General features: G+C 68.4%; 22 protein-coding genes and 1 pseudogene. 10 read left to right on the top strand and 13 right to left on the bottom strand.

Annotated elements, in window-relative coordinates; all coding sequences use genetic code 11:
• Positions 1 to 20 precede the first annotated feature (20 nt).
• The 6 genes and pseudogenes from ACTWPT_RS54915 to fbaA form a co-directional block, all read right to left on the bottom strand.
• Positions 21 to 785, bottom strand: coding sequence for a DUF427 domain-containing protein (locus tag ACTWPT_RS54915; RefSeq protein WP_443185531.1), 765 nt, complete (start codon positions 783 to 785; stop codon positions 21 to 23).
• Positions 786 to 856: 71 nt separating this feature from the next.
• Positions 857 to 1,363: a peptide-methionine (S)-S-oxide reductase MsrA gene (gene msrA / locus ACTWPT_RS54910; protein ID WP_443185530.1), complete on the bottom strand. Its 507-nt coding sequence runs from the start codon at positions 1,361 to 1,363 to the stop codon at positions 857 to 859.
• A gap of 9 nt (positions 1,364 to 1,372) precedes the next feature.
• Positions 1,373 to 1,840 (bottom strand): peptide-methionine (R)-S-oxide reductase MsrB, encoded by a 468-nt coding sequence (gene msrB, locus ACTWPT_RS54905; protein ID WP_443185529.1) that lies wholly within the window; start codon positions 1,838 to 1,840, stop codon positions 1,373 to 1,375.
• 499 nt (positions 1,841 to 2,339) lie between these two features.
• Positions 2,340 to 2,768, bottom strand: coding sequence for a YkgB family protein (locus tag ACTWPT_RS54900; protein ID WP_443185528.1), 429 nt, complete (start codon positions 2,766 to 2,768; stop codon positions 2,340 to 2,342).
• 846 nt (positions 2,769 to 3,614) lie between these two features.
• Positions 3,615 to 3,734 (bottom strand): annotated as a pseudogene (locus tag ACTWPT_RS54895) (adenylosuccinate synthetase); the annotation flags it as partial.
• Between the two features lie 144 nt (positions 3,735 to 3,878).
• Positions 3,879 to 4,904, bottom strand: a complete 1,026-nt coding sequence (gene fbaA / locus ACTWPT_RS54890; protein WP_443185527.1) for a class II fructose-bisphosphate aldolase — start codon at positions 4,902 to 4,904, stop codon at positions 3,879 to 3,881.
• 206 nt (positions 4,905 to 5,110) lie between these two features.
• Here fbaA and ACTWPT_RS54885 point away from each other — a divergent pair, with 206 nt between their 5' ends.
• The 5 genes from ACTWPT_RS54885 (at position 5,111) to ACTWPT_RS54865 (ending at position 7,406) form a co-directional block, all read left to right on the top strand.
• Positions 5,111 to 5,389, top strand: coding sequence for a hypothetical protein (locus ACTWPT_RS54885; protein WP_443185526.1), 279 nt, complete (start codon positions 5,111 to 5,113; stop codon positions 5,387 to 5,389).
• Between the two features lie 135 nt (positions 5,390 to 5,524).
• Positions 5,525 to 5,791, top strand: a complete 267-nt coding sequence (locus ACTWPT_RS54880) for a hypothetical protein (RefSeq protein ID WP_443185525.1) — start codon at positions 5,525 to 5,527, stop codon at positions 5,789 to 5,791.
• A gap of 36 nt (positions 5,792 to 5,827) precedes the next feature.
• Complete coding sequence (locus tag ACTWPT_RS54875) at positions 5,828 to 6,124, top strand: hypothetical protein (RefSeq protein ID WP_443185540.1); 297 nt, start codon at positions 5,828 to 5,830, stop codon at positions 6,122 to 6,124.
• Between the two features lie 110 nt (positions 6,125 to 6,234).
• Positions 6,235 to 6,714 (top strand): hypothetical protein, encoded by a 480-nt coding sequence (locus ACTWPT_RS54870; protein WP_443185524.1) that lies wholly within the window; start codon positions 6,235 to 6,237, stop codon positions 6,712 to 6,714.
• Positions 6,711 to 7,406, top strand: a complete 696-nt coding sequence (locus ACTWPT_RS54865; protein ID WP_443185523.1) for an HAD family hydrolase — start codon at positions 6,711 to 6,713, stop codon at positions 7,404 to 7,406. Before ACTWPT_RS54870 ends, ACTWPT_RS54865 begins: the two co-directional genes overlap by 4 nt.
• An 87-nt stretch (positions 7,407 to 7,493) precedes the next feature.
• Here the strand turns inward: ACTWPT_RS54865 and zwf are convergent, their stop codons facing one another.
• The gene (gene zwf, locus ACTWPT_RS54860; protein ID WP_443185522.1) at positions 7,494 to 8,894 is read right to left on the bottom strand and encodes a glucose-6-phosphate dehydrogenase; all 1,401 of its coding nucleotides are present in this window, start codon (positions 8,892 to 8,894) and stop codon (positions 7,494 to 7,496) included.
• Between the two features lie 215 nt (positions 8,895 to 9,109).
• Here zwf and ACTWPT_RS54855 point away from each other — a divergent pair, with 215 nt between their 5' ends.
• Together ACTWPT_RS54855 and ACTWPT_RS54850 are read left to right on the top strand one after the other, a co-directional pair.
• Positions 9,110 to 9,400: a hypothetical protein gene (locus tag ACTWPT_RS54855; RefSeq protein ID WP_443185521.1), complete on the top strand. Its 291-nt coding sequence runs from the start codon at positions 9,110 to 9,112 to the stop codon at positions 9,398 to 9,400.
• A gap of 48 nt (positions 9,401 to 9,448) precedes the next feature.
• Entirely contained in the window at positions 9,449 to 10,432 is a 984-nt protein-coding gene (locus ACTWPT_RS54850; RefSeq protein WP_443185520.1) for a hypothetical protein, read from the top strand.
• Positions 10,433 to 10,474: 42 nt separating this feature from the next.
• On the opposite strand, the gene ACTWPT_RS54845 is transcribed toward ACTWPT_RS54850, so the two are convergent.
• Positions 10,475 to 10,660 carry a hypothetical protein gene (locus tag ACTWPT_RS54845; protein ID WP_443185519.1) on the bottom strand — a complete coding sequence of 62 codons (186 nt, stop codon included), beginning with the start codon at positions 10,658 to 10,660 and terminating at the stop codon, positions 10,475 to 10,477.
• A gap of 316 nt (positions 10,661 to 10,976) precedes the next feature.
• Between ACTWPT_RS54845 and ACTWPT_RS54840 the strand changes: the two genes are divergently transcribed.
• Both ACTWPT_RS54840 and ACTWPT_RS54835 read left to right on the top strand, forming a co-directional pair.
• Positions 10,977 to 14,417 (top strand): family 16 glycoside hydrolase, encoded by a 3,441-nt coding sequence (locus tag ACTWPT_RS54840; RefSeq protein WP_443185518.1) that lies wholly within the window; start codon positions 10,977 to 10,979, stop codon positions 14,415 to 14,417.
• 254 nt (positions 14,418 to 14,671) lie between these two features.
• A complete protein-coding gene (locus ACTWPT_RS54835) occupies positions 14,672 to 16,204 on the top strand; it encodes an AAA family ATPase (protein WP_443185517.1) in 1,533 nt (510 codons plus the stop codon).
• 61 nt (positions 16,205 to 16,265) lie between these two features.
• Here the strand turns inward: ACTWPT_RS54835 and ACTWPT_RS54830 are convergent, their stop codons facing one another.
• Complete coding sequence (locus ACTWPT_RS54830; RefSeq protein ID WP_443185516.1) at positions 16,266 to 18,992, bottom strand: AAA family ATPase; 2,727 nt, start codon at positions 18,990 to 18,992, stop codon at positions 16,266 to 16,268.
• 65 nt (positions 18,993 to 19,057) lie between these two features.
• Between ACTWPT_RS54830 and ACTWPT_RS54825 the strand changes: the two genes are divergently transcribed.
• Complete coding sequence (locus ACTWPT_RS54825; protein ID WP_443185515.1) at positions 19,058 to 19,960, top strand: SDR family NAD(P)-dependent oxidoreductase; 903 nt, start codon at positions 19,058 to 19,060, stop codon at positions 19,958 to 19,960.
• A gap of 12 nt (positions 19,961 to 19,972) precedes the next feature.
• Here the strand turns inward: ACTWPT_RS54825 and ACTWPT_RS54820 are convergent, their stop codons facing one another.
• The 4 genes from ACTWPT_RS54820 to ACTWPT_RS54805 form a co-directional block, all read right to left on the bottom strand.
• Positions 19,973 to 20,812 carry a Vgb family protein gene (locus tag ACTWPT_RS54820; RefSeq protein WP_443185514.1) on the bottom strand — a complete coding sequence of 280 codons (840 nt, stop codon included), beginning with the start codon at positions 20,810 to 20,812 and terminating at the stop codon, positions 19,973 to 19,975.
• Between the two features lie 107 nt (positions 20,813 to 20,919).
• The gene (locus ACTWPT_RS54815; RefSeq protein ID WP_443185513.1) at positions 20,920 to 21,318 is read right to left on the bottom strand and encodes a MerR family transcriptional regulator; all 399 of its coding nucleotides are present in this window, start codon (positions 21,316 to 21,318) and stop codon (positions 20,920 to 20,922) included.
• A 240-nt stretch (positions 21,319 to 21,558) separates the two neighbouring features.
• On the bottom strand, positions 21,559 to 22,047 hold the full coding sequence (locus tag ACTWPT_RS54810; RefSeq protein ID WP_443185512.1) for a phospholipase: 489 nt from the start codon (positions 22,045 to 22,047) through the stop codon (positions 21,559 to 21,561).
• A gap of 123 nt (positions 22,048 to 22,170) precedes the next feature.
• Complete coding sequence (locus ACTWPT_RS54805) at positions 22,171 to 24,405, bottom strand: xanthine dehydrogenase family protein molybdopterin-binding subunit (protein ID WP_443185511.1); 2,235 nt, start codon at positions 24,403 to 24,405, stop codon at positions 22,171 to 22,173.
• Positions 24,406 to 24,407: the final 2 nt, after the last annotated feature.

The following is a 24,407-nucleotide window of genomic DNA, read 5'->3' as shown; positions in this document are numbered from 1 at the left end:
GTCCGAAGTGGACTGACGTGTCAGGAGAAGTGCGTGTCCGGCCGCGGGATCTCGGCGCCGTCGACGAAGAGGTCGACCTTCTCGTTGTAGAAGCAGACCAGGCCCTTGATCGGGTCGAGCGCCGCGGTCGGGAAGTCGTAGGTCCAGGCCAGGTCCTGGTGCAGGATGTCGTTCACGCGCACCGACCAGTAGCCGCTCGTGCGGCCCTTGTACGGGCATGCGGTGACCGTGCTCGTGGGCACCAGCCGCGTGAAGTCGACGTCGGTGCGGTTGAAGTAGTAGCGCGTCGGCAGGCCGGTTTCGAACAGCAGCACCGGCGACGACGACTCGGCGAGTGTGTGGCCTTCGAGCGCGACGCGCACGTGCCGGGTCGAGCGCAGGGCGTCGACGCGCGTGTACGGGTTGCGCGGGTGGACGAAGATCCGCTCGTCCTCCTCGAACCACGCGTCGAGGGCGTCCCACTCGAACCGGACGTGACCGGCGAGTCGCGCGACGGCGTCCTCGCCGTAGAGGCGGGCGGCGGCGGGCCGCACCTCGTCCCCGGCCTTGAGGGACTGGCGGCGCGCAGTGCCGCGCTTGAGCCGCGCCGGGTGGTCCTCGTCGACGAGCACGCCCGGCGTCACGTCCTCGGCCGGGATGTAGAACTGCGGGTAGTACGGCCATTCCCACACGTACTTCGCGCGGGTCGTGTCGAGCACCGTCGCCCCGCCGGCCACGGCGCGGACCCGCCGCGGGACGGGCTCGACGTGGCCGATCCCGGCGATCGCCTCGGGGTAGTCACGCATGGGGCTCTCCTCGCTCACGTTTTCCCGGATACGCGCCGGCGCGCGGACCCGGGGTTCGCGCGCCGGAGATATCAGGCCGTCGCCCGCTTCGGGAGCTTCCACCCGGGGCGGGGGAAGTGGCAGGTGTAGCCGTGGGGGTACTTCTGCAGGTAGTCCTGGTGCTCGGGCTCGGCCTCCCAGAAGTCGCCCGCCGAGATGACCTCGGTGACGACCTTGCCGGGCCACAGGCCCGAGGCGTCGACGTCGGCGATCGTGTCCTCGGCGACCCGCTTCTGCTCGTCGCTGGTGTAGAAGATCGCCGAGCGGTAGCTGGTGCCGATGTCGTTGCCCTGGCGATTCTTCGTCGAGGGGTCGTGCACCTGGAAGAAGAACTCGAGCAGCGCGCGGAAGTCGGTCTTCTCGGGGTCGTAGACGACCTCGATGGACTCCGCGTGGGTGCCGTGGTTGCGGTAGGTGGCGTTCGGGACGTCGCCGCCGCTGTAGCCGACGCGCGTGGACACGACGCCAGGCTGGTGGCGGAACAATTCCTCCATGCCCCAGAAGCAGCCGCCGGCGAGGATCGCCTTTTCGGTGGTCACGTCGTCTCCTTACTTGTCGTCGGTGTCACTCGTGAACAGGGTGCGGTACTCGCCGTACCCCTCCTGCTCCAGGTCGTCGAGGTGGATGAACCGCAACGACGCGGAGTTGATGCAGTAGCGCAGTCCACCCTTGTCGAGGGGACCGTCGTCGAAGACGTGGCCGAGGTGGCTGTCCCCGTGCAGCGAGCGGACCTCCGCCCGGATCATCCCGTGGCTGAAGTCCTCGCGCTCGAGGACGTTCGTCTTGGCGATCGGCTTCGTGAAGCTCGGCCAGCCGGAGTGGCTGTCGTACTTGTCGACCGACGCGAACAGCGGCTCGCCGGACACGACGTCGACGTAGATGCCGGGCTCGTGGTTGTCCCAGTAGGCGTTGGCGAACGGACGCTCGGTGCCGTCCTGCTGGGTCACGCGGTACTGCTCCGGATCGAGCCGCGAAACGGCTTCCGGGTTCTTGTGGTACTGGGTCTGCCGGGGCACAGCTCTCCCTTCCCGGCCTTTCGGCGCGAAGCTGGAGAACCAGGTGAAACGCGCCTGGACGTGCAGATACAGACACTCTACGGGCCGGTACTATTCCCATGGACGGCCGCTTGCGCGGTCGTTCTTCTTTGGTAAGGACCGGGCTTCCGCGATGCCGACGACGCGGGCCCCGCGCTCGGCGCTGCCCGGATCGCGTCGAGGTACGCCGGCGGCAGCGGAACCTCGGGCTCGTCGTATCCGGGAACCACCACGATGTCGGCGTCCACCAGCGCTGACAGCGAGTGGCTGAGGGTCATCCTCATTGCGCCGGCGCTCGGCAGATCATCACCGTTCTGTGCCACGTCGGCACACACCATGACCGTGTACCCGCACTGAGCACCCAGGATGTGAGCCGGAACACTGCCCGCTGTCGCGGGCGGGACGGGACGCGGCCGTGTGTCGTGGCCACCGCCCGGGCCAGGGCCGAGCGCGGTGGACCGGTACCCGGTCAGGCCCTGAGCTACCGGCGCTCGGCGGCTCGCAGGGCGTCCGCGGCCGTCAGCAAGGAGGCTCCGAGGAGCACGACGTCCTTCACCAGGAACTGCCCGGCGAGGGACAGCTTCGGTTCCCCGCGTGTCTCTTGCCACGCCTCGGGCGTCGTAGCCAGGAAGCTGAGGGTGGTGGCGAACATGCCGACGGCGGCGAGGCTGCCGAGGGCTGACGCTCTCGGCGCAATCGGTTTCGCTCCGATCAACGAGCCCACAACGATTTCAGTGACGCCGAGCAACCTAGCGACCTTCTTCTCCCCCAATCTGGCGATAAGCCACGCAAGCGGGGGGCTTGAGGTTACGAGGGGACGAATATTTTCTACCTCGTAGTCTTCAAATTTTATTCGCCCGATCTCCAGAAGGTTTATCACAAGTCCATACCGAACAGTCGAAATCCCCATAGTATGCACTATTTGCCCGATGCGGTGCATTTCCATGAAATCCTCGCCTAACGCGTCGGTTATATCGCCCAGTCTAGGACTCGAAACATCAACCAACACGCAGCATCAGGTCATACTTCACCATCGGTGTCGAGGTCACCGCCGATCACTGCTACGCGGTCGGCGACGACCACACGGCCGGGCCGCGTCCGCGGCGCCTCCCGACTACGCCACCTCTCCTCGGCTTCGTCACCGAACGGCGCCCGACGCGGATTCGGTGACGGCGTCGCTACGAGCCAAAAGGGACAGCCAGCCGACCACCCGGCAGAAGATCAAATACATCAAGCGCACCATCACGGCCATCAAGGAGGCCTCCTACCGTTTGTCCCTGGTGGCCACCGAGGTCAAGACCGGCAACGAGGTGGCGCTGTCCCGCGGACCCGTGGTCGAGGCCGTGCTGGCCAGCGTCGCGGCGCCCGGCGTGTTTCCCAGTGCGAGTCGAACGGCAGCACCTCATCAAGGGGGCGGTGCCAACAACACCCCGATCTCGACCGCCGTACAGGCGGGCGCAACAACGGTATACGTCCTACATGCCGGATATGCGTGTGCGCTGCCGGCCCCGCAAGGCGACTCGCGCATGGCTCGACAGCGGCATGCCGAGCGACCCGCTCCGACCTCTACAAGTGCACGAACACGACTAAAGGCCACCTCTCGCCCGCCGGACTCAGCCACTAAAGGCGACAAGATTGTCCGGCGGCGCACCGGCAGGGCCTTTCATGCCGCATCCGCCTCCTCACCGAGATCAAGGTAGACCGCGCTAAACCAAAGACAGGAAACGACTGACCCTGCGTATCAGCGTGGATCTCCTCCCCCGTTGTTGCCACCCTGATAGCGGACGACGTAGTCGACGTCGCCACCGAGCAGGTCGGTGGCCTTGCCCTTGCCCTCATCGCCCCACTGGGCGCCAACGAGAACGGCAGCCGGCATGGTTCAGTCTTCCGAGCGCAAAACGAAACCCCTGGCGCAAGCGCGACAGGGACTCTTGCGTAGTCCGGCGAGAAGGTTATCCATACTTACGCCAGGGAACGGACCGCCGCCGGAGATCCGTCCCTCGAGCAGCGGTCATTCCGGTCAGGCGGAGATCTTCGTCCCTGCGCTCTTGAGGCTCTCGCACGCCTCCACGACGCGCGCGGCCATCCCCGCCTCCGCGGCCTTGCCGTACGCCCGCGGGTCGTACATCTTCTTGTTGCCCACGTCGCCGTCCACCTTGAGCACGCCGTCGTAGTTGCGGAACATGTGGTCCGCGATCGGCCTGGTGAAGGCGTATTGGGTGTCGGTGTCGACGTTCATCTTGACGACGCCGTAGGAGATGGCCTCGTGGATCTCCTCCAGCAGCGAGCCGGAGCCGCCGTGGAAGACCAGGTCAAACGGCTTCTCCTTGCCGTACTTGGCGCCGACCGCGTCCTGGATCTCCTTCAGCACGCTCGGCCGCAGCTTGACGTGGCCCGGCTTGTAGACGCCGTGCACGTTGCCGAACGTGGCGGCCAGCATGTAGCGGCCCCGGTCGCCGATGCCCACGGCGTCGGCGGTGGCCAGCGCGTCCTCGGCCGTGGTGTAGAGCTTCTCGTTGATGTCGCCGACGACGCCGTCCTCCTCGCCGCCGACGACGCCGATCTCCATCTCCATGATGATCCTGGCCCGCGCGCACTTGTCGAGGAGTTCTTTGGCGATCTCCAGGTTCTCGTCGAGCAGCACGGCCGAGCCGTCCCACATGTGCGACTGGAACAGCGGGTCGAGGCCCTTGGCGACCCGTTCCAGCGAGATGTCGATCAGCGGCCGCATGTAGCCGTCGAGCTTGTCCTTGGGGCAGTGGTCGGTGTGCAGCGCCACCGTGACCGGGTATTTCGCGGCCACCACCCGGGCGTACTCGGCCAGCGCGGTCGCGCCCGTGACCATGTTCTTCACCGTGGTGCCGGAAAGGAAGTCGGCGCCACCCGTGGAGACCTGAACGATGCCGTCGCTCTCGGCCTCGGCGAAGCCGCGCAGAGCGGCGTTCAGCGTCTGCGATGACGTCACGTTGATCGCCGGGTAGGCGAATCCGCCGGCCTTGGCCCGGTCGAGCATCTCAGCGTAGGCCTCTGGAGTCGCAATAGGCATGATTCATCTCCCTGAGAAGTTACGGCTTCGCGCCAGCCCAATATCCCGGCTCTACCCCGTGTGGTAGAGACAACGCGCGCCTGATGGTCATGTCCCGCCTCGCCGCCACGGGTAGGCTCTCGGCGTGTGCTCCTCGGGGCGGCGCGCGCGAGTTCCCAACGCGGCCGCCAGTCGTCCGGGTTCTCGCCACAGGTCACCACGAAGTCGTGGGTGACCTCCCAGGTGGGGCAGCGGTGGCCGGCGGCCGCGTCGGCCAGCACCGAGCGGGAGTGCCTGGTGCGCTCTTCCAGGTCGTGGTAGGACGGCCGGCCGGCGCGTCGGCGCAGCTCGCGCAGCGTCTGGGCCGGGTCGGCCAGCGGGCCGTCCCAGGTGATCGGCTTTTCGGGCCGGGGCATCGGAGGCCGGTCCTCTTTGCCGAGGTCGGCAGCGGCTACGGCGGCTACAACCCCGACCACGAGTTCTTCGGCTACCGGCAGTCCATTTAATCGCAGACCGGAGAGCGCCGGGCTGGGGCGCTCGCGGGCGTTCGCCGTGGTGGAAGGGCCGCGGAAGGCCGGGATGGACGGCTGGTCAGGACAGCAGACGAAAGACGCCACCGGAAAGGATCAGGAGGAGCGATCATGACCAGAAGCCATGCGCATGGCCCTCCGGATGCTCTGGTATTTTTCGGGGCGACCGGAGATCTGGCGTACAAGCAGATCTTCCCGGCACTGGCCGCGCTGGTGGCCAGGCAACGGCTGGATGTGCCGCTGATCGGGGTGGCCAAGTCCGGGTGGGGACCGGGACCGGCTCATCAAGCGGGCACGGGACAGCCTCGCCTTCGTGCCCAACCTCAGGTTCAGCCCGGGGACGGTGGCGGCAATGGCGCCCCTGGTACATGCGGCTAAAGTGGGTATGAGGCCAGTGACGGTGTACGCCGAGGCATCCGGCCAGCGGCACCAGCCGATCGAGAACATACGAGCGTTGGGCTCCGGCGCCGGGGTGTTCCTGAACCCGGCTACTTCACCGGAAGCGTCGAAGAGATCCTCACCGAGGTCGCCCTGGTTCTGATGATGACCGTCGATCGGAGCTTCGGCGACCAGGAACCGAATCCCTCGACGCTGGACAAGGTGCGCCGGGCCGCGGGGCTGCTGGCCAGCCGGAGCTTACCGGTACAGACGTCTAGGTGGACGGGGGCATCCACGAACAGGCCATCGCTATGGCGGTCGACGCCTGGGTAACCATCGCCGTCGTCGGCTCGGCCATTTTCGATACCACGCGGTCGGTACGACGCGACGCCCTGCGCACGGCCACTTCTCGACGGCCACAGTCAGAGGAGCGTTAACTACTTATGGCCGATCAAGCAAACCAGCTCGCCATGGTGCATAACGGGATCGAGTACGGGGTTATGGCCGCCTACGCCGAGGGCCTGAACATCCTGAAGAACGCCAACGCCGGCACCGCGAGCCGCCAGGCCGACGCCGAGACCGCCCCACTTGAGCAGCCCGAGTACTACCGTTACAACATCGATCTCGCCGAAGTAGCGGAGGTGTGGCGCCGCGGCAGCGTGATCGGATCCTGGCTGCTGGACCTCACCGCCGCTGCCCTGCTGCGGTCCCCGACCCTGGAGGAGTTCTCCGGCCGGGTCTCGGACTCCGGCGAGGGCCGCTGGACCGCGGTCACCGCAGTGGAGGAGGGGGTGCCCGCGCCCACCCTGGCCACCGCGTTGTTCTCCCGGTTCGGCTCCAGGGATTTGGACCACTTCGCCAACCAGGTCCTGTCGGCCATGCGCAAGGGCTTCGGCGCGCACGCGGAACGGCCGGCCAGATGAGTGCCTCCGATCACCGGCGCCTGGCCCTGCTGTTCGACATCGACGGCACCCTGATCACCACCGGCGGGGCGGGTGCCCAGTCGTGGCGCCTGGCCTTCGACAAGCTGTACGGCATCCCCGCCGACATCGGCAAGTTCACCGACACCGGCATGACCGACCCCGACGTGGGCCGTAAGACCTTCGAAGCGGTATTGGGCCGCAAGCCCGAACGGCACGAGTTCGCCAGGCTCCTGGAACGCCGCCTGCACTACCTGCGCCGAACCGTGGAGGAGTCCGAAGGCTACCACGTGCTGCCCGGCGTCGAGGACCTGCTGACGGGGCTGGTCGACAAGGGCTACCTGGTCGGCCTGATCACCGGCAACCTGGAGAGCGCCGCGCACATCAAGCTGCACCGCGCCAACCTGAACCGGTTCTTCTCCTTCGGCGGCTACGGCTCAGACTCCAACGACCGCGCCGAGGTAACCCGCATCGCGCTGCGCCGGGCCTCCCTGGTCTACGGCGAGGACCTGGACCCGGACTGCTGCCTAGTCATCGGCGACACCCCTCACGACGTGGCGGGCGCGCACGCGGCCGGGGTCGCCTGCGTCGGGGTGGCCAGCCACAAGTTCAATTCCGCCCAGCTCGCCGAGGCCAAGGCTGACTGGGTCATCGAGTCCCTCGAAACCGGCCTGCCCAAGGAGGCCCTGGAATGAGCATCCTGGCAGGAGAGCACCTGTGCCCCTACGCCTGCCGGGGACCGGCCGGTGCTGCCGGGCCTGGCGTGCGGAATGCCGAAACGATCAAGCGGAGACGCGGGCGACGGTGGGGATCCAGCGGCCCTCTTCGGTGAGCCGGTCGGCGCCGGAGGGCCCCCAGGTGCCCCGTTCGTAACGCTCCGGCGTGGATTTGGCGTCGAGGATGGGATCGACGATGCGCCATTGCTCTTCCACGGTGTCCTGGCGGGCGAAGTGGCGCGGGTCGCCGGAGAGCGCATCGGTGAAGATGCGTTCGTACGCGCTCTCCGCCTGACCCAGCTCGCCGCCGAAGCTGACCGACACCGGCACCTCGCGAACCGCGTCGACCTTTCCGGGCGCCTTGGCGAGCAGTTCGAACGTCACTCCGGGATTGGGTTCCAGGCAGAAACGCACGGCGTTGGGTCGCAAACGTTCGGCGTTGCCGGAGGCGAACAGCATGCGCGGTGGGCGGCGGAGCTGTACCGCGATCTCGGTGGTCGTGGCCGCGAGGGCCTTGCCTGTTCTGATCAGGAACGGCACGTCGGTCCAGCGCCAGTTGTCGATCCACAGCCGCACCGCTGCGTAGGTCTCGGTGGTCGACGTGGCGGCGACGCCTTGGGTGTCGAGATAGCCGGCGTACTGGCCGCGCACCAGGTCCTCCTCCGCATCGATTGCGCGGATCGCACACATCAGCCGTCGCTTTTCGCCGCGTTCGTTTTCTGGACTGTGGTCGGACGGAGGGTCCATGGTCAGGTACGCCAGGACCTGCAGCAGATGGTTCTGCAGGACGTCGCGGACGGCGCCCACCGCGTCGTAGAACGCACCCCGGTCGATGACGTCGAACGCCTCGGCCATCGTGATCTGCACGGAGGCGACATGATCGCGGTTCCAGATCGGCTCCAGCAGGCTGTTGGCGAAGCGGAACGCCACCAGGTTCTGCACCATCTCCTTGCCAAGGAAATGATCAACCCGCAGCAGCCGCTCCTCCGGGAAGTGCCGGTGCAGCGCGGTGTTGAGCTGCCGGGCGGAGGCAAGGTCGTGGCCGAACGGTTTCTCCACCGCCAGCCGCCCGCAGGCGTTCAGCCCCGCGGCGGCCAGCTGTTCGGCCATCGGCCCGAACAGCGCGGGGGGCACGGCCAGGTAGTGGACCGCGAACGCGTTGTCGGGGATGTGGCTCGCGATCTGCGAATACAGGCCGGGTTCTGTCACGTCGCCGGTCAACGGAACGAGCCTGTTGAGGAACGCGCCGAGCACCTCCTCATCGACCCGGTCGCAGGCGGCGGCGACGCTGTCGCGCACGTGCTCGCGCAGCGCGGCCGCCTCCTGTGGCCCGCGATCCACGCCGATGACCGGAACGTCGAGTACGCCGCGGGCGGTGAGCCGATACAGCGCTGGAATGATCATCTTTTTGGCGAGGTCCCCGGCGATGCCGTACAGCACCAGGACCTGCCCTCGCGGAATATTCATGAATCCCCCAACTCGAGGCACTGGGCGTGCCCCGACGCCTGACGGGCGGCGCGACTGGGTATATACGGTGCTAGAGCTACGCACTCGGTCAGGCGGCCCAGCCATACGCGTACCCACGAGCCATCAGATGAACCCGCCCGTCCGGGATCACCACGGGACATCAGATCGTACGGCCGATTGGCGCAGTCCAGCGGGTGTGCGTGGACCTGCGCAACATGACCGAAGTCGGACTGTTCGGCGGCTACCACCAGGTGCCACCCGCCCAACGGCTGTGGATCTGGGCCACCGACCCGGAACAGGCCCGCAACGACCTGCCCCTGGCCTGGCCTGGGATGAGCGAACGGGAACGGTCGCCGGGGAACCTCCTGGCTGCGGCAAGGCCCACCACGGACCACCGCCAAGCAGGTCAAACACCCTGGTACGGCTGGCCCTACCACCCGTGGGAGGGCTGGCCGTCCTCTGGTTCGGGGGCCGCCAGGCTGGGACGGAACCGCGCCGATTCCTAACGTCGGGGCTGTTCCGTCATCGCGGCTTCCGCTTCGAAAGGCGTGCCGATGCCCGCAGTCCTCGAACCAGCCCGTACGGCGGTCCGCCGCCTGCACCGCCCGCTCCTGCTGATGGTCGCCTCGATGGCACTGCTGCTGGTCGTCTCGGCCGTGGGCATGGTGGTCGACGACCGTGTCCTGCTCGGCGCGCCGGTCTGGGGGAAACCCCTCAAGTTCGCCGTGTCGTTCATCGTGTACGGCCTGACGCTGGCCTGGTTGTTGACGCTGCCGCACAGGGCGAGCCGCTGGACCTGGTGGATGGCGACGCTGCTGGCCGTCACCGGCATGCTCGACGTCGGCGTCGTCGTGGTCCAGGCGGCGCGCGGTACGTTCAGCCATTTCAACCAGGCGGACGACCCGTTCAACAACGTCATCCAGTTGATCTTCGGCGTGGGCGTGCAGCTGCTCATGCTGGCGAACTTCGTCCTCGCCGGGCTTCTGATCTTCCAAAGGGTCGGCGACCGCGTGCTCACCTGGGCGATTCGCGCGGGCCTGACCTTCGTCATCGCCGGGATCGGCCTCGGGCTCCTGATACCGATGAGGTCCAGCGAGGTGTGGACGGCCAAGGACGCGGCCGGGCACGCGATCCCCCTGGCCGCCCAGCACAACGTGGGCGTCCCGGACGGCGGTCCCGGGCTGCCACTCACCGGCTGGAGCACGGTCGGCGGCGACCTGCGCATCCCGCACTTCGTCGGCCTGCACGGGCTGCAGGTCATGCTGGTCGTGGCGCTGGTGCTCGGGTTCCTGGCGAGCCGAGTCACCCCGCTGCGCGACGAGCGGACCCGGGCGGGCCTGATGATCGTGGCGGCCGCGGCGTACGCGGGCCTGATCGTCCTGGTGACTTGGCAGGCGCTGCGCGGCCAAGCGCTGATTCACCCCGACGGCCAGACGTTGGGCGCCCTGGCCCTGCTCATGGCCGCCACGACGGTGGCGAGCTGGGCGGTCCTCGCCGCGGGCGTTCGCCGGGCCCGCGCCGGGTGGTTCGCTCGGTGACCTGATCGATGCCGGGTCATGCCCAGCTGACGGCGCCTCTTCTCATGATCGCGGGAGCGGGAAGACGATGGCCACGGACAGGTGGGCAAAGCTCATCACGGTGCTGCCGGCGGCGAAGGCCGCGTACAGGATGCCGGCGGAGGAGAGCGGCTCCGGGCATTGCCCATGAGGGGTAAGAGAAGGGCCGTCCTCGTCGGATGCGTCGCGCTCGCACATCTGGAAGTACATCGCCACGCCGTCCTCGAAGAAGGGCGGTCAGGATCCGAACGCCCGGAGCGCGATCAGATACAGGAGACGGAGAGACACAAGGACCGATCTTGCCCGTACCGCCGCATCAGGTCGACCTACAGGTCAAGCGCCCCGCGACGACTTCTGAAGCGGTACAGGTTCCTGCGGTCGCCTGCGCCCGTTGCCAAGCGGTGCCGCACCCTTCTGCCCGACGACTCATAGCTTTCTTCGATTTCTGGAGAAAGATATGGGCAGATCGGATATTTAGCCTTATATTACGGCGCAGAGCAGCGTTAACCCATTCATGTTCCAGCGAATGAGACCCGGCATTCGCCGATGGATCGCAGCTATCCCGGCGATGCCGTACCCCCACACCCCCGCCGAACGCGGCACCCCCGCCGAGATGGGACAGCTCATGCGGAAACTATCCCTGTTATCCGTCTTACTGATCACCGCGCTCTCATGCCTCGTCGTACCCGCTCTAGCGCACGCGGCGGTGCCGCCGCAGGAGCCGGGCATCACCCTGCGCACCTACGACGTCCAGGTCGAGCTGTCCAAGCTCTGCACGCTCAAGCCCGGTCAAACACCCAACGTGGACAAGCTGATGCCCACGATCGACTGGACCTCCGACGCTGACTTCGGCCTGACCGACAAGTTCGTCACCGAGGTCATCGGCAACATCTCCATCGCCGCCGCAGGCTCGTACGAGTTCCGGCTCACCAGCGACGACGGCTCCCGGCTGCGCATCGACGACACCGTCGTGATCATCAACGACGGGCGGCACGGCCCGATCGCTGTGGACGGCATGATCACCTTGACCACTGGCTACCACCCGCTGCGCGTCGACCACTTCGAGCACCTGTACGGCCAGCAGCTCAAGCTGGAGTGGAGACCACCTGGATCCGCGGAGTTCACCCTCGTACCGAACTCGGTGCTGAGCACGGACGCGGAAGTGGTGCGGGTCACCGCCCCCGGGCGGAAGGAGTGCGAGAGCGGCGCCGACTCGCCTGGCGACGGGCTGCCGATGGAGTCGGTACACCCTGACTTCGCGCTCACCGACCTGCGGCCGAACGGTTTCCAGCCGCAGGTGACCGCGATGGACTGGCTGCCCGACGACCGGTTGGCGATCGCCACGTGGGGCGGCTCGGAAACCAAGCTCGGCGAGGTCTACCTGCTCGACAATGTCACAGGCAAGACCTCAGCCGCGCAGGTGACCGCCAAGAAGATCGCCGGCGGGCTGCAGGAGCCCATGGGCATCAAGTACGTGGACGGCAAACTCTACGTGTCGGAGAAGTCCCGGCTGGTGGAGCTGAACGACACCAACGGCGACGAGGTCGCCGACAACCTCAGGACCGTGGCGAGCTGGCCGTTCGGCGGCAACTTCCACGAGTTCGCGTTCGGGCTGCTCTACCGTGGCGGCCACTTCTACCTCAACCTCTCCGTCGCCATCAACTACGGTGGCGCCACCACCGACCCGCAGCCGGCGCGGGACCGGGGCACGACCATCAAGGTCAACAAGGCCACCGGCAGGGTCGCATACATCGCCGGCGGTCTGCGCACGCCCAACGGCCTCACCTGGGGTCCGGAGGGTGACCTGTTCGTGACGGACAATCAGGGCGGCTGGCTGCCCGCCTCGAAACTGGTGCACATCAAGAAGGACCGGTTCTTCAACCACTACACCAACCCTGACGGCCCGTTCGACAACAACCTGGTGAGCCCGCCCGCGCTGTGGCTGCCGCACAACGAGATCGCCAACTCCCCCAGCACCCCGCTGGTCATGGGGCAGGGCAGGTTCGCGGGACAGATGCTGTTCGGCGACGTCACCTACGGCGGGATCCAGCGGGCCTACCTCGAGAAGGTCAACGGCGAGTACCAAGGCGCGGTCTTCCGCTTCACCCAAGGACTCGAGGCAGGGGTCAACCGGATCAGCCTGGGGCCCGACGGCGCCATCTACGCCGGAGGTCTCGGCGCCGGCGGAAACTGGGGCCAGCCGGGCAAGCTCACCTACGGCCTGCAGAAACTGACCCCGGGCGACGACAAGGCGTTCGACATCCTGAGGATGCGCGCGATCGAGGGCGGCTTCGAGCTGGAGTACACCCAGCCGCTGTCGGCGGAGACCGCCACGTCGCTGGCGTCCAAGTACCAGATCACCCAATGGCGGTACGCCGCCGCCTCCACGTACGGTGGCCCCAAGGTGGACGAGGAGCCGCTGACCGTCACCTCCGCGAAGCTGACCTCCGGCGGGAAGAAGGTCACGCTCAAGATCGCGGGTCTCAAGCCTGGGCGCGTGGTGCACCTGCGCTCGCCGCGCCCGTTCAGCTCGGCCTCAGGGCAGCCGCTGTGGAGCACCGAGGCCTGGTACACGCTCAACTCGCTGGTCGGCGGCCCGACGACGGACACGACGTACGAGGCGGAGAGCGCGTCACACAGCGGCGGCGCGAAGCTGGGCACCGACCATCTCAGTTACTCGGGAAGCGGCTTCGTCGACGGCTACTGGACGGCGGGCGCGGCCACGCAGTTCGCCGTACGGGCAGCCGAGGCCGGCACGTACCACGTGGGCCTGCGCTACTCCAACGGCCCGCACCCCGCACCCGGCACCAAGTCGCTGAGCGTGTACGTCAACGGGACCAAGGTCAAACAGGTAGCGTTGCCCACCACGGAAACGTGGGACCTGTGGGCCACCCAGGTAGAACCGCTCACGTTGAAGGCAGGCGCCAACACCATCGCCTACAAGTACGACAGCGGCGACATGGGCAACGTCAACCTGGACTCCATCACCGTGGCCACGCGACCGGTGCTCGAGGCGGAGAACGCCTTGCTGCGCGGTGGCGCGAAGGTGAGCACGAACCATCAGGGCTACACCGGCAAGGGCTTCGTCGACGGCTACACCGCCACGGGCGCGAGCACGTCGTTCACCGTACGGACGGACTCACCCGGCATGCACAACGTCGGGCTCCGCTACGCGGCCAACGCCGGCACGTCGGTGAGCGTGTACGTCAACGGTGACAAGGTCAGGCAGGTGCGGCTGGCCGCCACCGGCGGCTGGGACGCCTGGGCAGTCCAGACCGAGGCGCTCAACCTGAAGCGAGGATCGAACAGAATCGCCTATAGCTACGACTCAGGCGACACAGGACAGCTCAGCCTCGACCACCTCACCGTGTCGATGGCACAGCGGATCATGCTGTTCGACGGGTCCAACCTGGCGGCGTGGGAGAAGCGGGCCGGCGGACCGGCGACCTGGCCGATCGCGAACGGCTCTATGGAGTCCTACGGCGGCGACATCCGTACCCGGCAGACGTTCGGCGACTTCAAGCTCCACGTCGAGTGGTACGAGCCGGACTACCCACCGGACGTGACCGGCCAGCAACGCGGCAACAGCGGCGTCTTCCTCCAGGAACGCTACGAGGTGCAGGTCCTCGAGTCGTACGGTGACACCACACCGGCTGCCAACGAGGCGGGCGCGATCTACTCCAAGCGCGCGCCCGACCGCAACATGGCCACCGCCCCGGGAACCTGGCAGACCTACGAGATCACCTTCCGCGCGGCCCGCTACACCAGCGCGGGAGTGAAGGTCGACAACGCGCGGGTGACGGTCGTCTGGAACGGCGTCGTGGTGCACAACGACGTGGCCATCGACGGCGGCACAGGCGACAACAACCCGGAGAGCGCGGCCTGGGGCGGGATCCGCCTCCAGGACCACGGCGACCCTGGCGAGAATCCCCGCTTCCGCAACGTCTGGGTCGAACCCGTCACCTGACATCTTCCGGCCCGGCAGGCCGTCCCGCCTCTGCGCGTGGCCGGTCTGCCGGGCCATGAGAGCGCCATGCTGACCTCGTCCTCGGGGATCGCCCACACGCAGACCGCGCCCGTCACCTGGCTCGGCTACGAGAAGCCGCCTTGGTTCCCTTGTTCCAGGCACTCAGATCAGAGTGGTGCCAGAATGTGACCGTGCCACCACTCCGAGCGAAGTATTTCAATACCACCGGTCCCTGCGATCCGCAGCTCCATTACATGCTGCCCCCCACACCACGGCTACCCGAGGCTCGGGCACTGATCGAGATGGACCGCTACTTCGTGCTGCACGCGCCCCGGCAGACCGGCAAGACGACCATCCTGGACACCCTGGCCTCCGAGCTGACCGCCGAGGGTGACATCGCCGCCCTGTCGTTCTCCTGCGAGCGTGCCAAGGCGGCCGGCGACGACTACGCCGCAGCGGAGTCGCTGCTGCTCGATTCCCTCTGCGACGCCGCGCAGTGGTCGGGATGGCCGGACGAGCTGCTGCCGCCGGATCCCTGGCCGCAGGCCACTCCGGGCAGCCGGTTCGGCGCGGCGCTGCGTGAGTGGTGCGACCGCTGCCCGCGCCGGGTCGTGCTGTTCCTCGACGAGATCGATGCCCTGCAGGGCGCCAGCCTGGTCAGCATCCTCAGCCAGCTCCGCGACGGCCACAACGCGCGGCACAAGGGACATCCGTTTCCTGCCTCAGTGGTGCTGTGCGGGTTGCGCGACCTGCGCGACTACAAGGTCGCCTCGGGCGGCGACCCCGCGCGGTTCAGCCCGGCCAGCCCGTTCAACATCCTTGCTGACTCGCTGCGCCTGAGCGACTTCACCGCCGACCAGATCGCCGAGCTCTACGACCAGCACACCCAGGCGACCGGCCAGGAGTTCACCAAAGACGCCGTGGACCGGGTCTTCGAGCTGACCCAGGGACAGCCCTGGCTGGTCAACGCCCTCGCCCACGAGATCACCTTCAAGATGAAGGTGACCGGCACCATCACCGCCGGGCAGGTGGAGGACGCAAAAGAGCGGCTGATCCGGGCCCGCGCCACTCACCTGGACTCCCTGGCGGCCCGGCTGCACGAGCCCCGGGTCAAGCGGGTGATGGAACCGATCGTGGCCGGCGGCCCCTACACCGACCGGAGCAACTCCGACGACCTGTCCTACGCCCGCGATCTGGGCCTGATCACACAGAAACCTCCGCCGCAGGTGGCCAACCCGATCTACCGGGAGGTCATCCTGCGCGTGCTGGGCGACCTGACGGAACAGAACATCCACGCCGACCCGCACAGCTTCGTGCTCCCCGACGGCCGGTTCGACCTGCCCCGCCTGCTGGAGGAGTTCGTGGTGTTCTGGCGCGAACACGGCGAAGTCCTCATTCAGCAAGAGGGATACCACGAGGCCGCCTGCCAGATCATCCTCATGGCCTTCCTGCACCGCCTGGTCAACGGCGGCGGCTACCTCGACCGTGAATACGCCGCCGGCACCAAACGCCTCGACGTACTCGTTCGCTGGCCGTACAGCGGCCCCGACGGTGGACGGCTGATGCAACGCGAGGCCATGGAACTGAAGGTGTGGCGACCCGGCGCAGACGACCCCAAGCCCGAGGGTCTGGCCCAGCTCGACCGCTACCTCGACCGCCTCACCCTGCCCACCGGCGTCCTGGTCATCTTCGACCGCCGCCCCGAAGCCCCACCATGGAAGGAACGCGGCGGCTTCGAGCAGGCGACCACTCCGTCCGGCCGCCAGGTCACCGTCCTGCGTGTGTGAGCAACGATTCCGTTCTAGATCACAGTAGAAGCTTTTTGCAGACAATATTGGATGGGATTAGTTAGGGCTCGGGCAGGTCGAGGTCGCGGAGCTGCGCGCGGTTGGCGATGCCGAGTTTCGGAAAGATCTTGTGAAGGTGGTAACCGACCGTTCTGGGGCTGAGAAAGAGGCGGGTACCAATCTCCCGGTTGCTCATCCCAGTTGCGGCGAATCTGGCGATGCGGAGCTCCTGCGGGGTCAGCGCGCCGTTGGCGAGCGTGGTGGCCGGGCCGCCTCCGGTCGGCCGGAGCTGGGTCTGCGCGGCACATGTCCAGGGGCTGGCGCCAAGCCGTTCGAAGGTCTCGTACGCCATGCGCAGCAGCGGCCGGGCACGGCCCGAACGCCGGGTCCTGCGGAGCCATTCGCCGTAGAGCAGGGCCGTGCGGGCGTATTCGAACGGGTGCTCCGCGGCGGCGTCGGCGCACGCCTCGGCGTAGAGCTTGCCCCTGTCGTCATCCTTGCCTGCCAGCAGTGCTCGGCAACGGCGCAGGAGATGGCCCGGCAGCGGGGCGGCGGCGCGTTCGGCCCACGGTTCGAACGCGCCGAACGCCCGATGCGCCCGCTCGAAGTCACCGGCACGGACGTGCGCCTCGACGAGATCCGCGGCCGCCAGGCGTCCGACATGGGCGTGGGCGACCGGCGAATGGGGGTCCCCGATCGTCTCCAGCCGCTCGGCGGCAATCTCGTAGCTGCCCGCGGACAGGTCGAGCAGGCTCAGCGCCCAGGTCGAGCGGGCGGCGGCGAGCCGGTTGTGCAGGGGAAGTGCGAGCTCCAGCGCATGCCTGGCCTGTCGCCAGCACTCGGCGGCGTCGCCCCGCATCGCGGCGAACATGGCCAGGACGGCGTGGAAGTCCGCTTGCTTGGATCGCTGTCCGGTGTCGCGGGCCGACCGCAGCCCTTCCTCGGCCCGCGCGATGCCCTGCGGCCAGAGCCCAAGCTCGTGCTCCAGCTCCGACAGCCAGAGAGCGGGCAGGGTGAGCACGGCATGCATGCCGTTGGCGGAGAACTCCGACTCGGCCTCCAGACCGAATGCGTAAGCCAGCCGTGGCGTGGAGAACTTACTGATTATCAGTGGCCACAGCCACTGGTGCACGTCACCGGCGCGCAGAGCCGCAGGCGCTTCGGCCCGCAGCCGCCACGGATCAGCGGCCGGTGCCAGGTCGGTGATGCCACCGAGTAGTCTGCCGTAGCGGGCGAAGCCGGGGCTCATGCCTACGATGTCGCCCGCCACCGACGCGAAGCCGTCGCTGAGATCGGCATGATGAGCCGCGATCGCGGCCATGAACAGCAGGCCCACCGCGAACTCCGGCCGCTCCCTCGCCAGGGCGCGTGCCGACCTGGTCAGGTGGTCGTAGGCGGCACGCTGGTCGCCGTCGCCGAGCGCGATGAGTCCGCGCAGCCGTTCCAGCATCGCCGCGGCCTCCGGGACCAGGCTGGTGACGGCGCATTCGGCGGCCAGGGAACGCGCCAGCGTCGGCTGCCCGGACTTCCACGCCGCGTATCCCGCCGCCGCGAGACGCCGGCCGCGGTCGCGCGGCGTGCCGGACAGAGCCGCAGCCAGGCGCAGCGCGTTCGCGGTCCCGGCCAGCCCGCCGTGCTGTGCGACCAGACTCGCGCGTTCCTCCAGCCGGTCGGCAAGTGTCTCGTCGGCCCCTTCCGCGGCCATGGCATGGTGCCAGAGCGCCCGGTCCTCTTCGCCACGCGCCCCCAGCTCGCCGGCCAGAGCGCGATGTGCGGCACGTAGGGCGGCCGGGCCGGCCTCATCTCGCGCCAGCGAACGGGTCAGAGAATGGCGGATGATCAGGTCGTCGCCGCGCCGTTCGACCAGTCCCGCCCGTTCGGCCGGCTCGAGAGCCGCGACGTCCAGCCCGAGCCGCGCCGCGGCCCCCGCGATCACGCCGGCGCGGGAGGTGGAGTCCGCGGCGGCGAGCACCATGATCGAACGTGTGGCGCCCGGCAGGCCGCGCAACCGCTCCCCGAACATCGACCGCAGCCGCGAACGCGCCGGAACGCCGGGCGCGGGCGTGCCGTCCTCCGCCATGTCCGCGGCGCCGGCCGCGAGCTCGGTCAGGACCAGCGGGTTGCCCGCCGCGGCGGCGATCAGCGCCTGCCGGTATGGTACGTCCCGCGCCACCCCCAGGCCGTCGAGCACCTCGTGAGCCTCCTGCGGCACCAGCCCTCGCAGCAACAGCATGGGCAGGGAGACGTCCCCGCCGTCCGCCCCCTCGACGGCGAACAGGACGGCGACCGGCCGCCCGGCCACCCTGCGCGCGACGAACATCAGCGCGGCCGTCGAGGTGGCGTCCCACAGGTGGAGGTCGTCGATCGCCAGGAGCAGCGGCTGCCGGGCCGCGGCGTCGTCGAGCAGCCTCAGCACTGCGGTGTACAGCAGGAAATCCGTGCACGGCGCGGTCCGCAGGCCCATCGCGATGTGCAGGGCCTCGAGTTGCGCGGGCGGCAACCCTGCCAGGAGCCCTGGGTCGGCCCACAGCGGCGCCAGCAGCTGGTGCAACCCGCCGAACACCAGCCCCGACTCGGCCTCGCTGCCCGCGGCCGTGAGCACCCGCAGGCCGCCCGCCCGCTCTGCCGCCGCGCCGAGCAGCGCGCTCTTGCCCATCCCCGGCTCTCCGCACACCATCAGGGCGCCCCCGCGGCCCGCACGGGCGGCGTCGAGCAGCCGGTCGAGCGCCCGGATTTCGTCGTCCCGTCCGCGCATCATCCGGTTCCCGTCGGCCAGACCGGTCGACATGACAGATGTGGCGCCGGGTGCCCGGCGCCGATCCTGGCAGCAGCCATCAATATCAGGAGGAGCACATGAAGGAACGCGTCACCCGCCGAAGCCTGCTCGGCGGCGCCGGAGCAGCCGGGCTGATCGGAGCTTTCCCGGCCGCCGCGCAGTCGGCGCGGGCGGACGAGGGCAGCTTCCAAGGGAAGGTCGTGCTCATCACGGGCGCCACGTCCGGGATCGGCGAGGCCACCGCCAAGGCGTTCGCCGCCCAGGGGGCGAAGGTGGGGTTCTGCGGGCGGCGTGAGCAACTGGGCCGCGAGGTCGAGCGCCAGATCCGCCGGGCCGGCGGGCAGGCCAGATACATCAAGGCGGACGTACGCGTGCCCGCGCAGGTCAAGGCGTTCGTCGACGAGGTGGCCCGGCACTTCGGAGGGCTGGACATCGCGTTCAACAACGCCGGCGTCTCGGCGACCGCCGACCCGCACGAGCTCACCGTCGAGCAGTGGGACGATGTCAACGACACCAACGCCCGCGGCGTGTTCCTCTCCATCAAATACGAGGTTCCGCACATGCTCTCCAAGGGTGGTGTGATCATCTGCACCTCCTCCGGCGCGGCCGAGCGGGCCCGGCCCAACGGCGCGGCGTACACCGCCAGCAAGCGCGCCGTCCAGGGCATCGTGAAGGCCGCCGCCCTCGCGTACGGCACCCGCGGCATCCGCGTCAACGCGATCCTGCCGGGGACCACCGACACGCCGTTCATCCGGGTGCCCGGACTGTCGGACGAGGAGTGGGAGAAGTTCAAGAAAGCATACGGCCCGCTGAACATCGACGGCCTCGAGCGTGTCGCCGAACCCGAGGAGATCGCCGGCGCCGTCCTCGCGCTCGCCTCGCCCGAGTTCGGCTACATGACCGGCACGTCCGTGCCGGTCGACGGGGGCGCGACCGCGGGCCGCAAGATGGTGCTCCCGCCGGGAACCCCACGATCCTGAGCGAGCCGCCGGTCAAGCGGGCACCTGGTAGAGGGCACCGTCGTCCCAGGTCGCCGTGTAGACGGTGCCAGCGGCGTTCACACCGAGCGCGACGGGCGAGCCGAGGCCCGACATGACCGCGACGGCGTTTCCATCCGGCTCCACCCGCTTGATCGCGCCCGCCGCCCGGTCCGTGGCGTACAAGCGGTCGTCCGGACCGACGACCAGGCCGACGCCTAGCCCGTCGAAGTCGTCGGAGTGCGTGGACACCCGGCCATCGCGGCCGATGCGTGACAGGATCCCGCCGTCGTAGTTGGCCACGAAGATCGTGCCCTGGGCGTCCTCGGCCACGCCGACAGGCGTGCTGAGCCCACCGGTCACTCTGCTGACCGTGCCGTCGGGGGCGACCCGCATGATCTCGTCGCTGGCCCGGTTGCAGACCAGCAGGTTGCCGCGCGAATCGAAGCTGATGCCCGCCGGGGTGTGAAACCCCGTCGCGAACTCCTGCCGCCGCCCTGCTGGGCTGATCCGGTAGACGGTGTCGCCGGAGTAGCTGGCGACGTAAAGGTTGCCCTCGGTGTCCAAGGCCAGCCCGGCGGGCGAGGACACCTCCGCGAACGTCGAGCGCGCGCCGTCCGGGGTGACGCGTTCGACCGTCCCGCGCGACCAGTTGGAGACGTACAGCGTCCCATCCGGAGCGAACGCCAGGCCGGTCGGCGCTGAGAAGCCGGTGTGGATCGCCGCGGGTGCGGCGCCAGCGGACGACGAACCGGGCGACGGGGCGCCCGTACGGGGCGTCCGGCTTGTCTCGCCCGTACACCCGACCGTCGCCGCCAGCAGAATCACGCCCAGGAGACGCCGTACGAAGTTCACCCGCGCGCCGCCGGATCCGCAGAGCAGGCGCTTGGCACGCGTGCTTCCCCTCCCACCAGGCCAGCCCAGGGATCGAAGGTGTTGGTGGTGCCGATCCGCTGCCACGGTCACTTCTCCTCCAGGAGGGCTCGGTAGTGGGCGATCTTCTTGTCCAGTGCGCGCATACTCGATCGCAAGCTCCGCAGGCGCTGATCGACGACCTTGCGATGGTCGCTCAGCAGTTCCAGCCTGGCGGCGATGCTCTCGTCGCCGGCCCGGCGCAGTTCGGCGAACAGCTTCATGTCGGCGATCGACATGCCCGTGTCGCGCAGGCGCATCAGGAAGGCGAGCCACTCCATGTCGGCCGTCGCGTACCGGCGCACGCCGACTCGGCTGCGGCGGACGGGTTGGATGAGTCCGGCCTTCTCGTAGTAGCGCAGGGTGTCCGCGGACAGGCCGGTCCTGCGCGATACCTCGGTGATCGACAAAGTCTCCGCGTCATCGTTCGGCTGTGGCGATGCTGGCATGGGAACACGCTAGGAGTTGGAGCGCACTCCACCGCAACCCCGGCCTCTACTAGGGCAAACGTAGCGTGCCAGCGGTCGACGACGGCCAGAAACCGGGACAGGCGGGCTTGCTGAGGGCTGTTCTCATGTCGGTTCCGGGGTGCTGGGCAAGCTGCGCGAGTCTCCGGATCTGGTGGATCTCCGCCTTCGCCGGTTCCTCGCCCCCGAAGCGGTAAGGAGGGGCGCCGCTGCGTCATGGGCTCACAGATGGCCAGTGGCCCTGACCGCCGAGTAGTAGGTCTGGGCGGTCTGCCGGCAGGCGTCTCTCTGCCATTCGTAGAAACCCCACTGTCTCTCGCAAACGCGCCGCATATCCCAGAGGAACGTGTTGTCGACGCGCAGCTTGTTCTCCTTGGAGAACGCCTTCAGCTTCTTGTAGTTGCGGTACCCGAAGTCGTGACGGTGGCACGCACCCCTGAAGTTGAAGCCGCCCGGCTTGTCCGGAGCGCTTGAGCAGTAGTCGGTCGTCCAGTCGAACTGGTACGGGTCCTTACACGGCCGGATGGCGCAGTCATAGGCGATCGCGAATTTCTCGAGGCTCGAGCTATCGGGCTTCGTCAGCTGGAGGATGCGGGCCAGCTTCTTTTCCCTGGATATCGACAAGGCGGAGGAATCCGCCGCAGCCGGTATTGAGACGGCGATGACTCCGGCGAACACCGCCCCAGCCCAGCACGCGCGCAATACACTCATGGACTTCCCTTTCTATGGCCGCATCGTCGACGTCGGCCTTCGGTTTTTGGAGTTTGGCTTTGCTCAGCCCAGGACTTGCTGAAGTGATCTCGACCGCCACGATGCGCAACTCCCGCTGAGCGGTCAGGCGAGCAGCTTGTCGATGGTGATGGGCAGATCGCGGACGCGTTTGCCGGTAGCGTTGTAGATCGCGTTGGCCACGGCGGCGGCCGAGCCGATCGTGCCGAGCTCGCCGATGCCGCGGGCTCCGACCGGGCTGAGCGCGGTGTCAGGATGGTTCAGGAAGTGGACTTCGATATTGGGCAGATCGGCGTTCGTGGGGATGAGGTAGTCGGCCAGGTTGGCGTTGGCCGTGCGTCCCGTGGCCGCCTCGATCCTCGTGCCCTCCAGCAGGGCATGCCCGACGCCGAACGCGACGCTGCCGGCGATCTGGCCGCGGGCGGTCTTGACGTTGACGATCGCTCCGGCATCCGCGATGGCCAGGAACCGCGACAGCCGCGGCTCGCGGGTCCAGCGATTGACCCTGACCTCGCAGAAGTGCGCCACGAACGAGGCGAACGTGTACTGGCTCGGCCCCGGCTCCGGCTTCGACACCTCGCTCGCGCCCATCTCCCGGGTGCCGGTGAGGGTGAGCAACTCACCGAAGCCGACCGCGCGATCACCCGCGCGCAGAACGCCGTCCTCGTAGCGCACGCCGGCGGGGTCCATGCCCTGGAAGGGGGACCTCGCATGGGTGATGGCGTGCTCGATGAGCGCTTTCGTGGCCGCCTGTGCCACCTCCCGGACGGCCGGTGCGGCCTTGCCGGTCGAGCCGGATCCGACGGCGCCATAGCCGGAGTAAGGGGTGGATCTCTCGACGGGAAGCGTGGAGTCGCCGAGCCCGGCTTTGACCTTAGCCACGGGAATGCCCAGGCTGTCGGCGCAGACCGCAGCGAGCACCGTGCGCAGTCCGGTGCCGAGATCGGCGCTGGCGGTGTCCACAGCGACAGTGCCGTTGGCGCGGAACATCACCCGCATCGCGTACGGGCTCCGGCTCGCCCCGAGCACGCCCGCCGACATCCCCAGGCCGATGAGCCAGTCCCCGTCGCGCACCGTGCCGGGCGTGGCCCTGCGCTTGTCCCATCCGAAACGTTCCGCCCCGACGCGGTAGCACTCGTCGAGATGCTTGCTGGAGAACGGCAGACTCCTGGACTCCTCCGGCGGCCGGGGGAAGGCGACGATGAGATCGTTCTTCAGTCGCAGCTCGATCGGGTCCATGCCGAGTTCGACGGCCAGCTCGTCCATGGCGCTCTCCATGGCGAAGGAGCCCGGCTCGTCGGTCGGCGCCCGCATGATCGTCGATGGCGGGAAGTCGAGCTGGACTCCCCGGTTGTCCACGTACAGATTTGGGGTCTTGTACGCCGTCAGCGCGACGCGACCGGGAAACTCCACGACTCCCCCAGCGCGAGACACGCTGGAGACGGCGTCGAACTTGACGGCGTTGACCGCTCCGTCGCGGGCCGCACCAATCCGCACCGTCTGATACACGGCAGGCCGGTGCCCCGTCACCGTGTAAAGCTGCTCGCGCGTGACCACGATCTTCACCGGCACCCCGCACTCGCGCGCCGCGGCGGCAGCCAGCACGGCCGGCGCCCACGTCGTGGCCTTGCCGCCGAAAGCGCCGCCCACATGAGGGCAGACCACGTGCACGTTCTTCTCCTCGACGCCCAGGGCGGCGGCCATCTCCCAGGAGTGCGCGGCCGGGCCCTGGGTGGCGCTGTGCAGGGTCAGTCTCTCGCCCTGCCAGATCGCGACGGTGGCGTGCGGCTCCATGGCGTTGTGGTGCTTGGGCGGCTGACTGTAAGTGCCGCCGGCGACGGCGTGGCTCGACTCCAGCGCCTCGTCGATGCCGCGCACCCCGTCGGCGAGGATCTCCATTCGCTTCCATTGAGGCAGGGCTTCGGGAGTGCCATCGCGTAAGGACGCCTGGGGTTGCTGGGCGGCGTACTCGGTCTTGAACAGCGCGGCGGCGTCGCGGGCCTGCTCCCAGGTACGGGCGATGACCAGCCCGATGATCTGGCCGTGGTAGCCCACGCTCCGGTCGCCGGGTTGCTGAAGCGGCAGCCGGCTCTCGCCGAGTATCGGGGCCAGCCCGATCGTGATCGGCCCGTGCAGCGGCAGCGCGTCGAAGGGGGTGAACACGGCGAGCACGCCGGGCGCGCGGCGGGCGGCCGCCACGTCCATCGAGGTGATCGTGCCCTTGCCGATCGTGCTGAGCACCAGATGGCCGTGGGCGAGGTCGTCGAAGCGGTGGTCGGCGGCGTACCTGGCAGCGCCGGTCGCCTTCACCAGGCCGTCGACGCGGTCGATGTCGGTCATGA

It is taken from the genome of Nonomuraea sp. 3N208, from assembly GCF_052245935.1.
Lineage (GTDB): Bacteria > Actinomycetota > Actinomycetes > Streptosporangiales > Streptosporangiaceae > Nonomuraea.
This window is presented reverse-complemented; position numbering and strand designations above follow the sequence as displayed.